Source organism: Polaromonas sp. A23, from assembly GCF_002001015.1.
Taxonomy (GTDB): Bacteria; Pseudomonadota; Gammaproteobacteria; order Burkholderiales; family Burkholderiaceae_C; genus Polaromonas.
In genome coordinates this window covers 41,845-61,970 of the sequence record NZ_MUNO01000026.1, presented here as the reverse complement: position 1 = coordinate 61,970, position 20,126 = coordinate 41,845, and the positions used below count along the sequence as shown (strand labels likewise).

Annotated in this window: 17 protein-coding genes; 14 read left to right on the top strand and 3 right to left on the bottom strand. The window is 61.4% G+C overall.

Annotation, left to right across the window (positions count from 1 at the left end):
- Window positions 1–18 precede the first annotated feature (18 nt).
- From msrB to B0B52_RS13770, 3 genes are all read right to left on the bottom strand, one after another.
- Window positions 19–429: a peptide-methionine (R)-S-oxide reductase MsrB gene (gene msrB, locus B0B52_RS13780; protein WP_077594231.1), complete on the bottom strand. Its 411-nt coding sequence runs from the start codon at window positions 427–429 to the stop codon at window positions 19–21.
- Window positions 430–462: 33 nt separating this feature from the next.
- Complete coding sequence (locus B0B52_RS13775; protein WP_077594230.1) at window positions 463–1,941, bottom strand: YdiU family protein; 1,479 nt, start codon at window positions 1,939–1,941, stop codon at window positions 463–465.
- 71 nt (window positions 1,942–2,012) lie between these two features.
- Window positions 2,013–2,723 (bottom strand): Crp/Fnr family transcriptional regulator, encoded by a 711-nt coding sequence (locus tag B0B52_RS13770; RefSeq protein WP_077594533.1) that lies wholly within the window; start codon window positions 2,721–2,723, stop codon window positions 2,013–2,015.
- 252 nt (window positions 2,724–2,975) lie between these two features.
- Here B0B52_RS13770 and B0B52_RS13765 point away from each other — a divergent pair, with 252 nt between their 5' ends.
- The 14 genes from B0B52_RS13765 (at window position 2,976) to B0B52_RS13700 (ending at window position 20,126) form a co-directional block, all read left to right on the top strand.
- Window positions 2,976–4,604, top strand: coding sequence for a 3-(methylthio)propionyl-CoA ligase (locus B0B52_RS13765; RefSeq protein WP_077594229.1), 1,629 nt, complete (start codon window positions 2,976–2,978; stop codon window positions 4,602–4,604).
- A gap of 321 nt (window positions 4,605–4,925) precedes the next feature.
- Window positions 4,926–6,110 (top strand): branched-chain amino acid ABC transporter substrate-binding protein, encoded by a 1,185-nt coding sequence (locus B0B52_RS13760; protein ID WP_077594532.1) that lies wholly within the window; start codon window positions 4,926–4,928, stop codon window positions 6,108–6,110.
- Between the two features lie 81 nt (window positions 6,111–6,191).
- Entirely contained in the window at window positions 6,192–7,226 is a 1,035-nt protein-coding gene (locus B0B52_RS13755; protein ID WP_077594228.1) for a branched-chain amino acid ABC transporter permease, read from the top strand.
- 3 nt (window positions 7,227–7,229) lie between these two features.
- Window positions 7,230–8,522: a branched-chain amino acid ABC transporter permease gene (locus B0B52_RS13750; RefSeq protein WP_077594227.1), complete on the top strand. Its 1,293-nt coding sequence runs from the start codon at window positions 7,230–7,232 to the stop codon at window positions 8,520–8,522.
- Entirely contained in the window at window positions 8,462–9,289 is an 828-nt protein-coding gene (locus tag B0B52_RS13745; protein WP_077594226.1) for an ABC transporter ATP-binding protein, read from the top strand. The genes B0B52_RS13750 and B0B52_RS13745 overlap by 61 nt, the downstream gene beginning before the upstream one ends.
- A gap of 88 nt (window positions 9,290–9,377) precedes the next feature.
- Entirely contained in the window at window positions 9,378–10,073 is a 696-nt protein-coding gene (locus B0B52_RS13740) for an ABC transporter ATP-binding protein (RefSeq protein WP_077594225.1), read from the top strand.
- Between the two features lie 304 nt (window positions 10,074–10,377).
- A complete protein-coding gene (locus B0B52_RS13735; RefSeq protein ID WP_077594224.1) occupies window positions 10,378–12,477 on the top strand; it encodes a 3-hydroxyacyl-CoA dehydrogenase NAD-binding domain-containing protein in 2,100 nt (699 codons plus the stop codon).
- Window positions 12,478–12,521: 44 nt separating this feature from the next.
- Window positions 12,522–13,697, top strand: coding sequence for an acetyl-CoA C-acyltransferase (locus tag B0B52_RS13730; RefSeq protein WP_077594223.1), 1,176 nt, complete (start codon window positions 12,522–12,524; stop codon window positions 13,695–13,697).
- Window positions 13,698–13,812: 115 nt separating this feature from the next.
- On the top strand, window positions 13,813–15,645 hold the full coding sequence (locus B0B52_RS13725) for an acyl-CoA dehydrogenase (RefSeq protein WP_077594222.1): 1,833 nt from the start codon (window positions 13,813–13,815) through the stop codon (window positions 15,643–15,645).
- On the top strand, window positions 15,645–15,875 hold the full coding sequence (locus tag B0B52_RS13720; RefSeq protein ID WP_077594221.1) for a hypothetical protein: 231 nt from the start codon (window positions 15,645–15,647) through the stop codon (window positions 15,873–15,875). Before B0B52_RS13725 ends, B0B52_RS13720 begins: the two co-directional genes overlap by 1 nt.
- Window positions 15,876–15,972: 97 nt before the next feature.
- A complete protein-coding gene (locus B0B52_RS13715) occupies window positions 15,973–16,764 on the top strand; it encodes an SDR family oxidoreductase (protein ID WP_077594220.1) in 792 nt (263 codons plus the stop codon).
- A 151-nt stretch (window positions 16,765–16,915) separates the two neighbouring features.
- Window positions 16,916–17,347, top strand: coding sequence for a PaaI family thioesterase (locus B0B52_RS13710; RefSeq protein WP_077594219.1), 432 nt, complete (start codon window positions 16,916–16,918; stop codon window positions 17,345–17,347).
- An 88-nt stretch (window positions 17,348–17,435) separates the two neighbouring features.
- Window positions 17,436–18,452, top strand: coding sequence for an NADP-dependent oxidoreductase (locus tag B0B52_RS13705; protein WP_077594218.1), 1,017 nt, complete (start codon window positions 17,436–17,438; stop codon window positions 18,450–18,452).
- A 33-nt stretch (window positions 18,453–18,485) separates the two neighbouring features.
- A complete protein-coding gene (locus B0B52_RS13700) occupies window positions 18,486–20,126 on the top strand; it encodes an isovaleryl-CoA dehydrogenase (protein ID WP_077594217.1) in 1,641 nt (546 codons plus the stop codon).

The window sequence follows — 20,126 nt, the reverse complement described above, 5'->3', positions numbered from 1 at the left end:
AGTGACAAGCGTGGGGGCTCACCCCTTTTTGAAGTCCAGCGAAGCCGAATTCATGCAATAGCGCAAACCGGTAGGCGAGGGGCCATCGGGAAACACATGGCCCAGGTGTGCGCCACAGTTGGCGCAGACGGTTTCCGTGCGCACCATGCCGTAGGCGCGGTCCACATGTTCTTCAATCGCACCTTCTTTCACTTCCTGTGAAAAACTGGGCCAACCGCATCCCGCGTCAAACTTGGTCGAAGCGTCGAAAAGTTCGGCATCGCAGCAAATGCAGCGGTAGGTGCCCGGCTCAAAATTCTTGTCGTACTTGCCGGTAAAGGCGCGCTCGGTGGCCGCGTGGCGTGTCACGTCGAAAGCGCCGGGCTCGGCACCCTTCTCGGCAAGCAGGGCCTTCCATTCGGCGTCTGTTTTCTGGATTTTTACGGTCATGACTCTACCTTTTGAGACTGTCTTTAATCTTGCTTACGAACTGCAGCTGATTTCGATGGACGCGGCCCAGTCGGGTGGGAAGCCGGCGTCCGCCTCATGCGCCGGATGCTCATCAAATGGGGCCTGAAGCAGGGTCAGCAAGGTGTTGACCCTGGAGAAATCCATTAGTTTCGCGGCCTGGATGGCTTGTTCACCAAGGTGATTGCGCAAAACGTATTTCGGATTGTTCTTGAGCATCAAATCGGCTTTTAGCCCAATGTCTACGGACATAGTGCGCTCTGAATACTGTAGCGACCAGGCATCGTACCCGGCGCGGTCCAGGAACAAGTCGCGCACCGCTTCGCGCCCTTGGGGGCTCTGGAAGTGGCACAGCCGGCGCCAGAAGATGGTGTAGTCCACCTTGTCTGCAGCCAGCAGCTTGAAGGCGTTTTCGATCAAGGTCTTGTCCTCGGGGCGGGCATCCACCAGGCCCAGCTTGGCACGCATGCGGGCCTCCAGGGCCTGCGGAAACACGGTTTTATACGACTCCAGCGCAGCCAGCGCCTGATCCTGCTCCTCGATCAGCGGCAACAGCGCCTGGCCGAGGCAGAACAGGTTCCAGTAGGCGATATTGGGCTGCTTGTTGTAGGCATAACGGCCCTGGCTATCCGAGTGGTTGCAAATGTGACCGGGGTCGAAAGCGTCGAGGAACTGGAAGGGACCGTAATCAATGGTCAGGCCCAGGATGCTCATGTTGTCGGTGTTCATCACGCCGTGGCAGAAGCCGCTGGTCTGCCAGGCAGCCATCAGCGCCGCCGTGCGTTCGCTGACAGCCTGCAGCAGGGCGGCATAAGGCTGCGCGCTTTCGCGACAGGCCGGGTAAAAATTGTCGATCACGAAGTCGGCAACGGCTTTGAGCTGCTCATGTTGCCCGCTGTAGCTGAAGTGTTCGAAGTGGCCGAAGCGGATGAAACTGGGTGAAGTGCGCGTCACCACGGCAGCCGTTTCGATTTCCTCGCGCCGGACTCGGGCGTCAGAGCCAGTGACACACAGGGCGCGCGTGGTTGGGATGCCCAGACCATGCATGGCCTCTGAACACAGGTATTCGCGGATCGAGCTGCGCAGCACGGCGCGGCCGTCGCCCATGCGCGAATAGGGCGTCATGCCTGCCCCCTTGAGCTGGATTTCCTGCGGACCGCCTGCGGTATCGATCTCCCCAAGCAGGATGGCCCGGCCATCGCCGAGCTGCCCCGCCCACTGGCCAAACTGGTGGCCGCTGTAAACACTGGCCAGCGGCTGCGAGCCTTCGGCGACCATGTTGCCGGTGAACAGCTCTAACGCTGCCTGTGATTCGAACCAGGCTTCCTCCAGCCCCAATTCACGGGCCATGGCGGCGTTGCGGCCGACCCAATAGGGGGATAGCAAGGGGGTGGGCAACAGTTCGGTATGGAAATCCGGGCCCAGCGCGGCAAAACGGTTGTTCCAGGTCAGGCCCGGGACGGCAAGCAGGGATTCGTCGGTGACTGCGTTCATCAAGCCATTGTCCTATGGTGCAAGCAGCCCCGTGCAGATGGGGTTAAAGGCTTCTTCGCGTCAGATTGGCTTCACGAACGGTCGGCTGCCACGGCGCCCGCCGGCTTGACCGCATACGCGGCAAGCGCGTGTTCATCCAGCATGGCGACCCGACCAAACTCCAGCGACACCAGGCCCTGCTGCTCCATCGACTTGAGGGCCCGGTTGACCGTTTGCCGCGACAGGCCGACCAGATGACCGAGTTCTTCCTGCGAAAGCACCAGCCGACGCCGGCCCTGCCAGAACACCCGGGTCAGGTACAGGGCCACGCGTTGCTCGGGCGAGCGCAGGCGCTCCGCTTCGATGATGGTCATGGCCTGGCCCAGGCGCCGGTTCAAATGCGTAACCAGGAAGTGGTTGAACGGCAGGCAGTGCGCCAGCAATTCGTCAAACTGGGCGCGCGGCAGGCACAGCAGCAAGGTGTCGCGCAGGGCAATCACGTCATAACGGCGCGGCTCGGTCTTCAGGACCGAGCCCTCGCCAAACCACTCGCCATCGGGTACGCCCAGGAAGGCCGACACCTTGCCTGTGGGGGAAGTGCTTTGTAGCTTGACCAGCCCCGACAGCACCGCATACCAGCCCTTGACCGGTGAACCGGCGGCCAGCATGACCTCGCCTTTGCGGCCGGACAGCGTGATGGTGCGCTCCAGCATGCGGGTACGGGTGTCGGCGGACAGGGCGGCAAACCACGGCTGGCCGTGCAGAAAGCGGTGGTGCGAGAAAACGGCTTCATCAAAGGGCATGGCTGCGATTGTCCTCGCCTCGCGCAGCGTCTTCGCAGGTTTTGCCGTTTCCGGGTTTGTACCTACAAACTGTCGGGGCAGCGACAAGCTTTGCTCGGCCGGCAGCACCGGTCCATAGTCTGCGGTGCTGCCGCCATGATGCAGGTTGCGGGAATTTCCGGTGCAGGGCCCGCAACGCGCGGCGTTACCATGCCTTCACGACACCGTCGGATAGACCAGAATTTTTACCGGATCAAAAAAGGAGACGAAGCCATGTTGGGTTTGATGCAAGGCCAGCCACTGCTGATTTCATCGCTGATTGATTTTGCCGAGCGCCACCACGGCGATGCAGAAATTGTTTCGCGCCGGGTAGAAGGCGATATTCACCGCTACACCTATCGCGATGTTGCCCGGCGTTCACGCCAGGTGGCCAAGGCACTGGATGCGCTCAAGCTGCAGTTCAGTGACCGCATTGCCACCCTGGCCTGGAACGGCTACCGGCACCTGGAGCTGTATTTCGGCGTCAGCGGGTCCGGCCGCGTACTGCACACGCTGAATCCGCGCCTGCACCCGGACCTGGTGTCCTGGATTGCCAACCATGCCGAGGACCAGGTGCTGTTTTTCGACATGTCCTTCCTGCCGCTGGTTCAGGCCTTCCACGCGAAATGCAACACCATCAAGCATTACATCGCGCTTTGCGATGCAGACAAGCTGCCGGCCGACAGCGGCATTCCGAACCTGAGCAGCTACGAGGCCTGGATTGCCCCGCATTCACCTGACTACAAGTGGCCCAGCTTTGACGAGAACTCGGCGTCGAGCATGTGTTACACCAGCGGCACCACGGGCAACCCCAAGGCCGCGCTTTACAGCCACCGCTCGACCATCCTGCATGCGTATGCGGCCGCCTTGCCCGATGTGATGTGCCTGAGCGCGCGCGACTCCATCCTGCCGGTGGTCCCCATGTTCCACGTTAACGCCTGGGGCATTCCGTACTCGGCCGCGCTGACCGGCGCCAAACTGGTGTTTCCCGGCCCGGCACTCGACGGCAAGTCGATTTACGAGTTGATCGAGAACGAAAAAGTGTCCTATGCCGCGGGTGTGCCCACGGTCTGGCAGATGATGCTGGGCCACATGAAACCCGCAGGCCTGAAATTCTCCACGCTCAAGCGCACGGTCATTGGCGGCTCGGCCTGTCCGCCGGCGATGATCCACGCCTTCCAGGAAGACTATGGCGTCGAGGTGCTGCACGCCTGGGGCATGACCGAAATGTCACCGCTGGGCACCCTGTGTACCCTTAAGAACAAGCACCTGGGCATGTCGAAAGACGAGCAGATGAAGATCCGCCTGAAACAGGGGCGGGCCATCTATGGCGTGGACATGAAAATCGTCGATCCGGAAGGCAATGAAATCGTCTGGGACGGCAAGGCCTTTGGCGACCTGTACGTCAAGGGGCCATGGATCGTGGCCGAGTACTTCAAGGGCGAGGGCGGCAACCCGCTGATTGATGGCTGGTTCCCGACCGGCGACGTGGCCACCATCGACCCCGACGGTTACATGCAAATCACCGACCGCAGCAAGGACGTGATCAAGTCCGGCGGCGAGTGGATCAGCTCCATCGACATCGAAAACATCGCGGTGGCGCATCCGGCCGTGGCCATGGCCGCCTGTATCGGTGTCAGGCATCCCAAATGGGACGAGCGGCCCATCATCGCCGTGGTCAAAAAACCCGGCGCAGAGGTCACGCGCGAAGAACTGATCAAGTTTTACGAAGGCAAGACAGCCAAGTGGCAGATCCCGGACGACGTGGTTTTTGTCGATGCCATCCCGCTGGGTGCCACCGGCAAGATGCTCAAGACCCGTTTGCGCGAGCAACTCAAGGACTACAAGCTGCCTTCGGTCTGAAGACGGGTAAAAAGCGTGCGGCTGCAGTGCAGAACCGGTTTTTCCCGCTGTGCGTCGGCGTGTCGCATTGGCGATAGAAACGCCCTGCGCTTAGGGGCAATCCCTGACCGCTGCACTGCACAAAACTTGTACGCTCGTTTCATTGTGATTACCTAGGAGACATTGATGACTTTTCAGATCAGACACCTCGCACTGGCCGCTGCTTTTGCATGCGCCGGTACTGTTTTTGCGCAGCCTGCTGCGCCTGCAAAACCGGCAGCACCCGCGGCCAAGGCTGCGCCTGCGGCCAAAGCCGCTCCCGCCAAGGCGGCTGGCGCGCCCATGTTCGCAGCCGGGCCGCTCAAGGGCGAAACTGTCAAGCTGGTCAGGATTGATCCTTTGACCGGGTTGCTGGGGCCGGTCGGCGTCGCCCAGACCAAGGGGTATCAGTTTTTTGCCGAAAAATACAGCGGTACCGGCAACCCCGCCGGCGTGAAATTTGAGTTCTCAACCATCGACAACAAACTCAGCCCGGCGGAAAGCCTGAACGCGCTGAAGGCCGCCATCGACCAGGGCGTGCGTTACATCATCCAGGGCAACGGCTCTTCAGTCGCGCTGGCCCTGTCCGATGCAATCACCAAACACAATGAGCGCAACCCGGGCAAAGAGGTGATGTACCTCAATGACTCGGCGGTCGATCCGGACTTGACCAACAGCAAGTGCAGCTACTGGCACTTCCGCTTTGATGCCGATACCTCGATGAAGATGGAGGCCATGTCCAGCTTCATGGCGGATCAGAAAGACATCAAAAAGATCTACCTGCTGAACCAGAACTACTCGCACGGCCACCAGGTCGCCAAGTTCGCCAAGGAATCCCTGGCACGCAAGCGCCCGGACATCCAGTTTGTGGGCGAAGACCTGCACCCGTTGGCCCAGACACGTGACTTTGCGCCCTACATCGCCAAGATCAAGGCATCCGGCGCCGACACAGTCATCACTGGCAACTGGGGTTCCGATCTCTCGCTGCTGATCAAGGCCGCCAACGAAAACGGCTACACCGGCAAGTTCTTCACCTACTACGCCGGCGTCACTGGCACGCCTACGGCCCTGGGACAAAACGGCGCCGGGCGCGTCTATCAAATTGCCTACAACCACTACAACATGGGTGGGCAGATGGAAAAGTGGATGAACGAGTTCAACACCAAGTACAACGACGACTTCTACACCGGCTCGACCATCCGCATCTACGAGATGCTGGGTGCGGCCATGGCCAAGGCCAAATCCACCGACCCCGTGAAGGTGGCGGCGGCGATGGAAGGCCTGCGGGTGCAGAGCTTCAACGGCGAGGTGGAGATGCGCAAAACCGATCACCAGCTGCAGCAGCCGCTGTACATGTCGGTCTGGCAAAAGACCGATGCCAAGAGCCCCTACAGCCCCGAGAAGACCGGCATGACGTTGGCAATGCTCAAGGAATACCCGAACTACATTTCGAGCACGCCGACCAGCTGCCAGATGAAGCGTCCGTAATCAAAAACGCCTGAAGACAGAGCCCGAGCGGGTTGCCGTATCGGGCTCTTTTACTTTTACCGGTGAGGAAGGTTAGCTGGAATGGAGTTTTTCATCATCTCGATGCTGAACGGGCTGAGCTACGGGCTCTTGCTGTTCATGCTGAGTTCCGGGCTCACGCTGATTTTCAGCATGATGGGCGTCCTGAATTTTGCGCACGCCAGCTTCTATATGCTGGGTGCCTACGTGGGTTACACCGTGGCCCAGTTCGTCGGTTTCTGGCCTGCGTTGCTGATAGCGCCCCTGGTGGTTGGTGCACTCGGCGCCTTGTTCGAGCGTGTGAGCCTGCGCAAGGTGCACAAGTTCGGCCACGTGCCCGAACTGCTGATCACCTTCGGGTTGTCCTACGTGATTGTGGAGCTGGTACAACTGGTCTGGGGCCGCATTGCCCTGGAATTCCATCCTCCTGCAGTACTGCAAGGGCCGGCGTTCACCCTGATTAACGATTCCGTCAAGGGAATGAGCCTGCACTGGGGCGTTGCGCCTGCCGAGCTTTGCAGTGCAGCGGATGCTGCGGTGCGTATCGTCTGCTCGCCTTTCCCGGCCACACGCGGTTTCATGATGCTGGTGGCGCTGGTGATGCTGGGGTCGGTCTGGCTGCTGCTGACCCGTACCCGCATCGGCCTGGTGATCCAGGCTGCGCTCACGCACCCGGAGGCCGTCGAATCGCTGGGCCACAACGTGCCGCGCGTGTTCATGCTGGTGTTCGGCGCCGGCTCCGCGCTGGCGGGCCTGGCCGGCGTGATTGGTGGGAGCACCTTCCTGACCGAGCCGGCCATGGCGGCCACCGTGGGTTCCGTCATCTTCGTCGTTGTCGTGGTGGGCGGCATGGGTTCCCTGTCGGGAGCCTTTGTGGCTTCGCTGCTGATCGGTGTGATCCAGACCTTTGCCGTGGCGTTCGATTACTCACTCGCCACCCTGGCCCAGCAGATCGGCCTGCCGCTCAGTGCTGGCGTGGCCAACAACTCGTACATCAAACTCACCCTGTCGCAAGTGGCTCCCATTCTTCCTTACCTCTTCCTGGTGCTCATCCTGATCTTCAGGCCCCGTGGCCTGCTTGGCAAGCGGGAGGGCTGAGGCATGAAAACGCATTACCAATTTGCTCCGCTCAATATCGGGCGCTGGCTCACCTGGGGTCTGTTTGCGCTGCTGCTTGCCGTGGCACCGCTTTTGTTTGGCAGCGGCCTGGCCATGACCGTGCTGTCGCAAATGGGCATTGCCATCATCGCCTGCCTGTCTTACAACATGCTGCTGGGGCAGGGCGGCATGCTGAGCTTCGGGCACGCGGTCTACACCGGTCTGGGTTCATTCCTGGCCATCCACGCGCTAAACAGCATCGGTAACGGATCGCTCCCCCTGCCGGTGTCCGTGGTGCCATTGGTTGGTGCATTGGCCGGTGTGGGTTTTGCCGTGTTGTTCGGCTATGTCACCACGCGCAAGTCGGGCACCACATTTGCCATGATCACCCTGGGCCTGGGCGAACTGGTGTTCGCGCTGTCGCTGATGATCCCCGAGTTTTTTGGCGGGGAAGGCGGCGTGTCTGGCAACCGCGTGACCGGCAAGGCCGTGATGGGCATCACCTTCGGCCCGCAGGTTCAGGTTTACTACCTGATCGCGGTCTACACCTTTGTAGCCGTCGGCGCCATGTTTGCCTTCACACGAACACCCCTGGGACGCATGCTCAACGCCGTGCGCGACAACCCGGAGCGGGTCGAGTTTGTCGGTTATGACACGCAGAAGGTGCGTTATTTCGCCTTCATCATTGCCGGTTTTTTTGCCGGTCTGTCGGGCGGACTGGCGGCGCTGAACTTCGAAATCGTCACGGCAGAGGTGGTCGGTGCCGCGCGCTCGGGGGCTTACCTGCTGTTCACCTTCCTGGGCGGCGCGACCTTCTTTTTCGGTCCCATCATCGGCGGCATCCTGATGGTGCTGGCCTTTGTGCTGCTGTCGGAATTCACCAAAGCCTGGCTGCTCTACCTGGGCCTGATCTTCCTGTTCATGGTCATGTATGCGCCGGGCGGAATTGCCAGCCTGATCATGATGAACCTGCGCGTGGCCGCCTTTGGCAAGCTCAGGCAGTTGTGGGTCAGCTATCTGGCGCTCGCCGTCACGGCGCTCATTCTGCTGGTGGGTGCCGCAGCCATGATCGAAATGGTCTATCACCTCCAGCTCAACACTACGCTGGGATCCGAGTTGCGTTTCCTGGGTATTCCTCTCGACTCCAAGGGATTGAACAGCTGGTTCGGCGCTGCCTTCGTCACATTGACCGGCCTGGGCCTGTTTGAGGTCACGCGCCGTCAGTTCTTGCGCGAATGGGGCGAAATTCAAGAATATATCGAGAAGGAAATCAAGCGCAGGGAGGCCTTGTCGTGACCTATGCACTTGAACTGAAAGACCTGCGCAAGAGTTTCGGCAAGACTGAAATCATCCGCGGCGTCAACATAGCGGTAACCGCCGGCGAACGCGTCGGCATCATCGGCCCCAACGGCGCCGGCAAATCCACGCTGTTCAATCTAATCAGCGGGCGCTTCGCTCCCACCAGCGGTGAAGTGCTGCTCAACGGCCAGCGCATTGACGGCAAGAAACCGTTTGAGATCAACCGGGCCGGCCTGTCGCGCAGCTTCCAGATCACCAACATCTTCCCCAAGCTCAGCGTGTTCGAGAACCTGCGCTGCGGTGTGCTCTGGAGCCTGGGCTACAAATACACCTTCCTGAAGTTCCTCGCCAACCTGGACGATGCGAATGACCGCGCCGATGAGCTGATGAAGATGATCAAGCTGGACAAAAAGCGCGATGTGCTGGCTATCAACCTGACCTATGCCGAGCAGCGCGCGCTGGAGATCGGCATCACCATTGCCGGCGGTGCCAGCGTCATCCTTCTCGACGAACCGACTGCAGGCATGAGCCGCAGCGAAACCACCCGCTTCATCAAGCTGATCAAGGAAGTCACGGTCGGCAAGACCCTGCTCACGGTGGAACACGACATGGGCGTGGTGTTCGGCCTGGCCGACAAGATTGCGGTTGTCGTGTATGGCGAAGTGCTGGCTTTCGACGTGCCCGAGGCAGTGCGCGCCAATCCCCGCGTTCAAGAGGCTTACCTCGGGTCTGCCGTGGCCGATTCCCAGGCGGGAGGACACTGAACATGGCCCCCACGCTTGTCACTTCGTGTACTACGCTTCCCCCCGAGGGGGCCAAAGGCTGCCTAGGGGCGGCCCGTCGGAGCCTTTCATGCTGAAAATCGAAAACCTCCACGCCTATTACGGCAAGAGCCATGTACTTCACGGCGTCCACTTTGATGTGCAGCCCGGTGAAATCGTGGCCCTGCTGGGCCGCAACGGTTCCGGCCGCTCCACCACAGCCAAGGCCATCATGGGTCTCGTTGAATGCGAGGGCGACATCCAATGGAAGGGCAAACAGATTGTTGGTCAGAAGGCTTACGAAGTCGCACATCTGGGCATTGGCTACGTTCCCGAGAACCGCGATATTTTCCCGACGCTCACGGTGCACCAGAACCTGATGCTGGGCCAGAAAGGCAAGGGCAAGGGTAGCCGCTGGTCGTTCGAGGACATGTACCAGATGTTCCCGCGCCTCAGGGAGCGCCAGCACACCGAGGCGGGAGTGCTGTCGGGCGGCGAGCAGCAGATGCTGACCTTGTGCCGCACGCTGATGGGCGACCCGGACCTGATCATCATTGACGAGCCGACCGAGGGCCTGGCGCCGAAAATTGTTGAACTGGTAGGGCAGTACCTCCAGACTCTGAAGGCCAAGGGCATCTCCGTGCTGCTGATTGAGCAGAAGCTGACCATTGCCATGGCTATTTCCGACCGTGCGCTGGTCATGGGGCATGGGAGTATCGTGTTCCAGGGCACGCCGGACAGCCTGCGTGCCGATACCTACATCCGCAAGGAATGGCTGGAAGTGTGAGACTGTGAGTCTTTCTACTGCGCGACCCGATCTGACTCCTGCGGTGCTCACCGTACTTTTGTACGGCTCCGCTCCTAGCAGCCCCCAGCCCGCTCGCTACGAAATCTTCACAGCCTCACAGGTTAAGACCGCAAGCCCGGTTTTGTCGCGACTGGGACAAGGCAGGCAGGGGCAAGGGTTGCACTGCAACATAAGCCCTCTACAATGACAAAAAGAACGGTCGTACTATTTTTAGCTTTCGACCGTCTGAAGATTCCGTCCCGGCCAGTTAAATGGCCGGGTAATACCCAACAAAGGAAAGCAAATGACAGCCAAATATGAAGTTCACGGCAGCGTCGCGGTGATCACCCTGGACAACCCGCCAGTCAATGGCCTGGGTCACGCCACCCGCCTGGGCATCACCGACGGCCTGCAAAAAGCCAATGCCGATGCGGCTGTCAAATCGATTGTCATCACCGGCGCCGGCAAGGCCTTTTCCGGCGGCGCCGACATCAAGGAATTCGGATCGCCCAAAGCACTCGCCGAACCCAACCTGCTGAGCGTCATCCTCGCGGTTGAAAACTCGGCCAAACCTGTGGTGGCTGCAGTTCACTCCGTCTGCATGGGCGGCGGGCTGGAGCTGGCGCTGGGCTGCCATTACCGCATTGCCGCGCCCGGCACCAACGTGGCCCTGCCTGAAGTCAAGCTGGGCCTGATTCCCGGCGCTGGCGGTACGCAGCGCCTGCCTCGGGCCCTGGGTGTGGAGCCTGCGTTGAACATGATTGTCAGTGGCGAGCCAGTCAAGAGCGAACTGCTGGCCCAGATTCCCGGCCAGAAGCTGTTCGACAAGATGGCCGCGTCCGCCGAGTCCCTGGCCGAAGAGGCTTTGGCCTTTGCCCAGTCGGTGTCCGACACACGTCCCCTGCCGCTGGTGCGCAACATGCCTTGCAAACACCCGAACGGCGACGCCTACTTCCAGTTTGCACGCAACATGGTCAAGGGCATGGCCAAAAACTTTCCCGCACCGGCCAAGTGCGTGGATGCGGTTGAATCTGCCACGAAGAAAAAATTCGATGACGGCATGGCTTTCGAGCGTGAAATCTTCATCAACCTGATGTGGACGCCGGAATGCAAGGCGCTGCGCCACATTTTTGCGGCCGAGCGTGCCGCCTCCAAAATTCCCGACGTGCCGGAAGACACGCCCAAGCGCGAGATCAAGTCGGTGGCCGTGATCGGTGCCGGCACCATGGGTGGCGGCATTGCCATGAACTTCCTGAACGCCGGCATCCCGGTCAAGATGCTGGAGATGAAGCAGGAAGCGCTGGACAAGGGCATTGCCACCATCCGCAAGAACTACGAAGCCCAGCTCAAGAAGGGCAAGCTCAAGCAGGACAAATACGACCAGCGCATGGGCCTGCTCAGCACCACCTTGAGCTACGACGACCTGAAAGACGCCGACATGGTGATCGAGGCCGTGTTCGAGGAAATGGGCGTCAAGGAAAAAGTGTTCAAGGAACTCGACCGTGTGATGAAACCCGGCGCCATCCTGGCCTCCAACACGTCCACGCTGGACGTCAACAAGATTGCCTCGTTCACCAAGCGCCCGCAGGACGTGGTCGGCATGCATTTCTTCAGCCCCGCCAACGTGATGAAGCTGCTTGAAGTGATCCGCGGCGAAAAAACCGCCAAAGACGTGCTGGCTACCGTGATGGCTGCAGCCAAGAAGATCAAGAAGACCGCCGTGGTTTCCGGCGTCTGTGACGGCTTCATCGGTAACCGCATGATCGAGCAATACGGCCGCCAGGGCGGCTTCCTGCTCGACGAGGGCTGCACGCCTGCGCAGGTCGACAAGGCGATGGAGAAATTCGGCATGGCCATGGGCCCCTTCCGCATGGGCGATCTGGCCGGCAACGACATCGGCTGGGCCATCCGCAAGCGCCGCTACCAGGAAAAGCCAGGCATGAAATACAGCAAGACAGCCGATTTACTGTGCGAAAAGGGCCGCTTCGGCCAGAAAACCGGCGCCGGCTGGTACGACTACGTGCCTGGCAAGCGCGACGCCATTCCGAACGCCGAAGTTGTGAAGATGATTGAAGATCACCGTGCTTCGCTGGGCATCACCCCGCGCAAGATTTCCGACGAGGAGATCGTCCAGCGCCTGGTGTATTCGCTGGTCAACGAGGCGGCACACATCCTGGAAGAGGGCATTGCCTCCAGGGCCAGCGACATCGACATGGTCTACCTCATGGGCTACGGCTTCCCGATCTACCGCGGCGGCCCCATGAACTATGCCGACCAGATTGGCCTGTTCAACGTGGTGCAGACCATGAAGCGTTTTGCCCAGAACCCGCTGGACGACGCCAAATTCTGGCAACCGGCGCCGCTGCTGGCCCGTCTTGCTGCTGAAGGCAAGACCTTCAACTGATGGCCGCCGAAGGCAAGACGTTCAATTAATTTCCGGAGATTCACATGACTTCAGCTGTAATCGTTTCCACCGCCCGCACCCCCCTGGCCAAAAGCTGGAAGGGTTCCTTCAACATGACCCACGGCGCCACCCTGGGCGGCCATGCGGTCGAACACGCCATCAAACGCGCCGGCATCGAGGCGGGCGAGGTTGAGGACGTGATCATGGGCTGCGCCAACCCCGAAGGTGCGACGGGCGCCAACATCGCGCGCCAGATCGCGTTGCGCGCGGGTTGCCCCATCACCGTGTCCGGCATGACCGTCAATCGCTTCTGCTCGTCCGGCCTGCAGACCATCGCCATGGCCGCCCAGCGCATCATTGCCGGCGAAGCCGACATCTATGTGGCCGGCGGTGTCGAAAGCATTTCCTGCGTGCAGCAGGAAATGAACACCCACATGCTGGCCGACTCCTGGCTGGTGAAGAACAAGCCCGAGATTTACTGGAACATGCTGCAGACGGCGGAGCAAGTCGCCAAACGTTACGGCATCTCGCGCGAGCAGATGGATGAATACGGCGCTGCCAGCCAGCAAAAGGCCACGGCCGCCCTGGCGGCGGGCCTGTTTGACGCGGAGATCGCTCCGATCACCGTGACCATGGGTGTGGCCGATGCGGTGATGGGCCTGACCACCAAACAGGTCACGGTCAGCAAGGACGAAGGCATCCGCGAAGGTACGACCAAGGAAGGCATCAGCGGCATCAAGCCGGCCATCCCCGGCGGCGTGATTTCGGCCGGCAACGCCAGCCAGTTTTCCGATGGCGGCGGTGCGGTCGTGGTGATGAACGAAACAGTTGCCGAGAAAAAAGGCCTGAAACCGCTGGGTCGCTTCCTCGGCTTCGCGGTGGCCGGCTGCGAGCCTGACGAAATGGGCATCGGCCCGGTCTACGCGATTCCCAAAGTGCTGGCGCGCCTGGGCCTGAAGGTCAGCGACATCGACCTGTGGGAACTCAACGAAGCGTTTGCCGTGCAGGTGATCTATTGCCGCGACAAGCTGGGCATTCCCATGGAAAACCTCAACGTCAATGGCGGTGCGATTGCGGTCGGCCACCCCTACGGCGTCAGCGGCCAGCGTCTGACCGGCCACGCACTGATCGAAGGCAAGCGCCGCGGCGCCAAGCGTGTCTGCGTGACCATGTGTATTGGTGGCGGCATGGGCGCTGCGGGCATTTTTGAAGTGCTCTGAGTTTCTCCAGCGAGCACACAGACCAAGGGGCTGAGCTGACTGTCCGCATAAAGCCGGACAGGCGGCCCGGCCCCTATTTATTGATGGGTACGCCCCAGCTAAAAGTGAGAGCACCATGAGCCTTCGTCCCACCCTGGATTTTCTGCTTTACCAATGGCTGAACGCTGAATCGCTGAACCAGCGCGAGCGTTTTGCAGACCATTCGCGCGAAACCTTCGATGCGGTGTTTGACACCTGCGAACGTATCGCCCGCGAGAAATACGCACCCTTCAACCGGCTGGTCGATACGCAGGAGCCGCAGTTTGACGGCGAAAAAGTCATCCTGCCACAAGCCACACACGACGCCAACAAGGCCTATGCCGGCTCGGGCATGCTCAGCGCCGCGCAGGACTACGAGGAGGGCGGCATGCAGCTGCCTTACACCATCGAGGCGGCGGCCAACTGCTTTTTTGCGATGGCCTCGGTCAGCATGGGCTCCAGCCTGCTGACCAAGGGCAATGCCAATTTGCTGCTGGTGCATGGCACCGAGGCACAGAAAGCCGTGTTTGCGCGCAACGAGTTTGCCGGGCGCTTCTCGGGCACCATGTGCCTGAGCGAGCCGCAGGCCGGCTCCTCGCTGAGCGACATTACGACGCGTGCCGTGCCGGATGGTGCGGACTTTGAGGCCGAGCCGCTGGGGCCGCGCTACCGCCTCAAGGGCAACAAGATGTGGATCTCGGCTGGCGAACACGAGCTGACCGAAAACATCATCCACCTGGTGCTGGCAAAGATTCCGGGCCCGGATGGCAAGCTCATTGCTGGCACGCGCGGCATCTCGCTGTTCATCGTGCCCAAGAAGATGGTGGGCGCAGACGGCCAGCTCACCGGCGAGCGCAACGACGTGGCCTTGGCCGGCCTGAACCACAAGCTGGGCTGGCGCGGCACGACCAACACGCTGCTGAACTTCGGCGAAGGCAAGTACCCGGTGGGCGGGGAGGCCGGTGCTGTCGGCTATCTGGTCGGCAAGCCGCATGAAGGCTTGCGCTGCATGTTCCACATGATGAATGAGGCGCGAATCGGCGTGGGCACAGCCGCAGTGATGCTGGGCATGGCCGGCTATTACGCTTCGCTCGACTACGCAAAGAACCGGCCGCAGGGCAGGCCGGTTGGCCCGGCGGGCAAAGACTCGGCCCAGCCGCAGGTGCGCATCGTTGAACACGCCGACGTCAAACGCATGCTGCTGGCCCAGAAAAGTTATTGCGAAGGAGCGCTAGCGCTGGAGCTGTATTGCGCTCGCCTGGTGGACGAGCAGCACACCGCTGAGCCCCAGGCCGCCGATGAGGCGCGCCTGCTGCTGGAGGTACTCACGCCGATTGCGAAAAGCTGGCCCAGCGAATGGTGCCTGGAAGCCAACTCGCTGGCCATCCAGATTCACGGTGGCTATGGCTACACGCGCGACTTCCCGGTCGAGCAATACTGGCGCGACAACCGTCTGAACATGATCCATGAGGGCACCCACGGCATTCAGGCCACCGATCTGCTGGGCCGTAAGGTGTTGATGGAAGGCGGCAAGGGCCTGCAACTGCTGGCCGCACGCATCAACAGCACGATTGAGCGCGCCATCCAGGTGCCCGAACTCGCCGCCCATGCCAGCGCACTGGGCCAGGCGCTGCTGCAGGTGGGTGCGACCACCAAAGCCGCCTGGGCCACCGGCAACCCGACCGATGCATTGGCCAACGCCGTCCCCTACATGCAAGGCTTCGGCCATACCGTCCTGGCCTGGATCTGGCTGGACGTGGCGCTGGCCGCCCTGAAGGCAGACGCTACAAAATCGATAGCTGTTACGGCAGGTAAGCTGGGCGCATTGCGTTACTTTTATCACTACGAATTGCCTAAAATCGACGCATGGCTCAAGGTGGTCGCAACCCGCGACCTGACCTGTGCCGAATTGCCGGAGGAGGCTTTCTGATGGGGTTTTTCAAGGAATCGGGGGGCACCACGTCGAACAAGTCGATTGCCCGCCTGCAAACGCTGATCTGGGTTCTCATTTATGGCGGGCTGCTGACGCTGGTGCTGGGCCTGTCGGTGCAGCGCACCCACGACCCGCTCGGCTGGTCCATGGTGGTGGTCGGCGGCATTGTGGCCGCCATCGGCTTTTCGCTGATCTATGTCCGCTCCCGCCTGACCCCCGGCGATTGACCCCTTTCCACTCCCGGCCGTCCACCGCGCGACAGCCGGCCGGCATGCATTGCGCGACACTCATTTTCATTTTTACCCCAGAACAAGGAGCCCGACCATGACCCGTACCATCCAGCAGCTGTTCGACCTCACCGGCAAGACCGCGCTGGTCACCGGCGGTTCGCGCGGCCTGGGCTTGCAGCTGGCGCAGGCGCTCGGCGAAGCCGGCGCCAAAATCATGCTGAGTTCGCGCAAGGCCGAAGACCTCGAGGAGTCTGCAGCCACACTGAAGGCCGCTGGCATCGCCGTGGACTGGATCGCCGCCGACTGCGCCAAAGAAGCCGACATCCGCGGCCTGGCCGATGAAACCATCAAACGCTTCGGCCACGTAGACATCCTGGTCAACAACGCCGGCGCCGCCTGGGGCGCGCCCGCCGAAGACCACCCGGTCGAAGCCTGGGACAAGGTCATGAACCTGAACATTCGCGGCTACTTCATCCTGAGCCAGCACATCGCCAAACACAGCATGATCGCGCGCCGTTCCGGCCGCATCATCAACGTTGCCTCTATCGCCGGCCTGGGTGGCAACCCACCCGAGATGACCACGGTGGCCTACAACACGTCCAAGGGCGCAGTCATCAACTTCACACGCACACTCGGCTGCGAATGGGGCAAGTACAACATCACCGTCAATGCCATCTGCCCGGGCTTCTTCCCGAGCAAGATGACCGTCGGCACCCTCAAGGCCCTGGGTGAGGAAAAGCTGGCTGCGCATGCACCACTGCTGCGCCTGGGCGATGACGAGGACCTCAAGGGACTCTGCGTGCTGTATGCGTCGGATGCCGGCAAACACATCACGGCGCAGTGGCTGGCTGTGGACGGCGGCGTCTCCGCAGTAACCGGTGGCTAACGTGGACTACTGCGCAGGCGTGATGCGTCGTTGGGCGGTGCTCGAAATCCTCACGTACCTGAGTACGTTCCGGTTCCTGCGCTCCGTCCGCCTCGCCTGACGCCTGCTCGCTACGCCCACGAAAAATGAACCATCAACTGGGGATAACAGCATGAACTTCGGCGTTGAAATTCCTTTCGTTCATCACCTTGGCTTCGAGCTGGTGCTGTTCGAAGGCGGGCATTCGCAGATCGACTACCTGCCCAAGCCAGAACACCTGAACTCGTTTCAGGTCACGCACGGCGGGGCGCTGATGACCTTGCTGGATGTCGTCATGGCCACGGCTGCGCGCAGTGCGCGCCAGGAGATGGGCGTGGTCACCATCGAGATGAAAACCAGTTTTATGCAACCGGCGCGCGGCAAGCTCAGCGGCAAGGGCAGGCTCATGCACAGCACGGCCACCATGGCTTTTACCGACGCCACCGTGTATGACGAAGACGGCAAGGCCTGCGCACACGCCACAGGTACTTTCAAATACGTCAAACGCCTGCCCGTGGGTTCCAAAGAGGTGAATCCGCTCAATTTCCGCATTTCAACCGATTGACACGTATTTTTCATATCAAATCTTGCCACAGCCCTTATCCCACGGGCGTAAGTAGCTCATAAATTCATAGCAAAACCAGGACGCCATCATGCCAGTCAATAAGCAAATCCATCTCGACAACCGTCCCACCGGCGAAGCCGTCGCCAGCAATTTCAAGCTCGTCAGCAGCGACACCCCGGCGCTGCAAGACGGCCAGGTTCTGGTGCGCCACCACTTCATGAGCCTGGACCCCTACATGCGCGGCCGCATGAACGACGCCAAGAGCTATGCCCAGCCGCAGGCTTTGGGCCAGGTCATGGGCGGCGGCACGGCCGGCGAAGTGGTCGAGTCGAAAAACCCCAAATTTGCAGTGGGCGACAAGGTGGTCGGCATGGGCGGCTGGCAGGAGTACAGCGTGGTCGATCCAAATCAGCCCGGTGCCCTGCGCAAGGTGGACACCACCCATGTGCCGCTGTCGCATTACCTCGGCGCGGTTGGCATGCCGGGTGTCACCGCCTGGTACGGCCTGGTGAAAATCATCGAACCGAAAGCCGGCCAGACCATGGTGATCAGTGCCGCCACCGGTGCAGTGGGCAGTGCCTTTGGTGCGCTGGCCAAGGCCCGCGGCTGCCGCGCTGTTGGCATTGCCGGCGGGCCCGATAAATGCAAATACGCCGTCGATGAGCTGGGCTTTGATGCCTGCATCGACTACAAGCAACACAAGGATGCGGCCTCGCTGTCCAAGGCTCTCAAGGAAGCCTGCCCGGATGGTATTGATGGCTACTTCGAGAACGTCGGCGGCATGATTCTGGACGCCGTGCTGACACGCATGAATGCCTTCGGCCGCATCGCCCTGTGCGGCATGATCGCCGGCTACGACGGCCAGCCGTTGCCCATGACTTACCCGCAGCTGATCCTGACGAATCGCCTGAAGATCGAGGGCTTCATCGTCAGCGAACACATGGAAGTCTGGCCCGACGCGCTGAAGGAGCTGGGCATGCTGGTCGGCACCGGCAAGCTCAAGCCGCGCGAAACGATTGCGCAGGGCGTCGCCGCTGCCCCGGAAGCTTTCCTGGGTCTGCTCAAAGGCAAAAATTTCGGCAAACAGTTAGTCAAGTTGATTTGACGCCGCATTTCCGCCGCCGTTGAAAGGGATGCCATGAATGTCACCCACGAAGTCTTCAACCAGCCCGAACCCCTGGTCGGCTACAACCTGTTCGACACCAACCGCGGCCTGCGCGATGCGCTGAAGTTCAACGCGCCCAAGCTGGCAACGGCGGAGCTCAGCGCGCTGGGTGCCAGCCTGGGCAGCGCGGAGATGCAAACCCATGCGCGCCTGGCCAACACCCACACGCCGGAGCTGCATAGCCATGACCGCTTCGGCCGGCGGGTCGATCAGGTGGAGTTTCACCCGAGTTATCACGAACTGATGAAGCTGGCCACCAAGGCCGGACTGCATGGCACACCGTGGAACGGCGAAGGTACCTCGCCACACGTTCTCAGGGCCGCTGGTTTCATGCTGTTCACCGAACTCGAGTCGTCCACCCTCTGCCCGATTTCCATGACCTACGCGGTCACGCCGGCGCTGCGTAGCAATGCGGCCATCCACGCCGAATGGGCACCCAAACTCACCAGCCGCGCCTACGACCCGGCGCTCAAGCTTTTCTCCGGCAAAGCCGGGGTGACCATGGGCATGGGCATGACGGAAAAGCAGGGCGGCTCCGACGTGCGCGCCAACACGACACAGGCCGCAGCGGACGGCAGCGACGCCTGGGGCCAACGCTACCGCCTGACCGGCCACAAATGGTTTTTCTCGGCGCCCATGTGCGACGCCTTTCTGGTGCTTGCGCAGGCGCCCGCGGGCTTGAGCTGTTTTTTCCTGCCGCGCGTTCTGCCGGATGGCAATCTCAACGCCATCCGCATCCAGCGCCTCAAAGACAAGCTGGGCAACAAGGCCAACGCCAGTTCCGAGGTTGAATTTGAAAACGCCATCGCCTGGCTGGTCGGCGAAGAGGGTCGCGGGGTTCCGCAAATCCTCGAGATGGGCACGATGACCCGGCTGGACTGCGCGCTGGGTACCAGCGGCCTCATGCGTCAGGCGCTAAGCATTGCCCTGAACCACTGCGCTCAGCGCCAGGCTTTCGGCAAACCGCTGATTGACCAGCCCTTGATGCGCAACGTGCTGGCCGACCTGGCGCTCGAATCCGAAGCCGCCACCGCGCTGTCCATCCGCCTGGCGCGCGCCTTTGACAAGCGCACCGATCCGCATGAGCAGGCCATGGCGCGCCTGTTGACGCCGGTGGCCAAGTTCTGGATCTGCAAACGCGGCAGCCACTTCGCCCAGGAAGCCATGGAATGCCTGGGCGGCAACGGTTACGTGGAAGAGGGCGGTGAAGGCATCATGGCCCGCATCTACCGCGAGATGCCGCTCAACTCCATCTGGGAGGGCGCCGGCAACATCATGGCGCTGGACCTGCTGCGCGCACTGCGCAAGGCCGATGCAGGCGCCGCGCTGGCGCGGGAACTGGCTCCGGCCAAAGGCGCCCACCCCGCGCTGGACCGCCTTGCCGCCGCGCTGCCGACCCGTGTGGAAGAAATGGCAACTGAAATGGAGGCTCGCCGCCTCGCGCAGGACGTGGCCCTCGCCGTGCAGGCTGCGCTGCTTTACCAAAGTGCACCGGCCGCCGTGTTCAGCGCTTTCTGCGATTCACGTCTGGCCGGCAACTGGGGCCAGGCATTCGGCACCCTGGGTGCGGGTGTGGCCTTTGATGCCCTGATTACCCGCGCCATGCCGCGATAA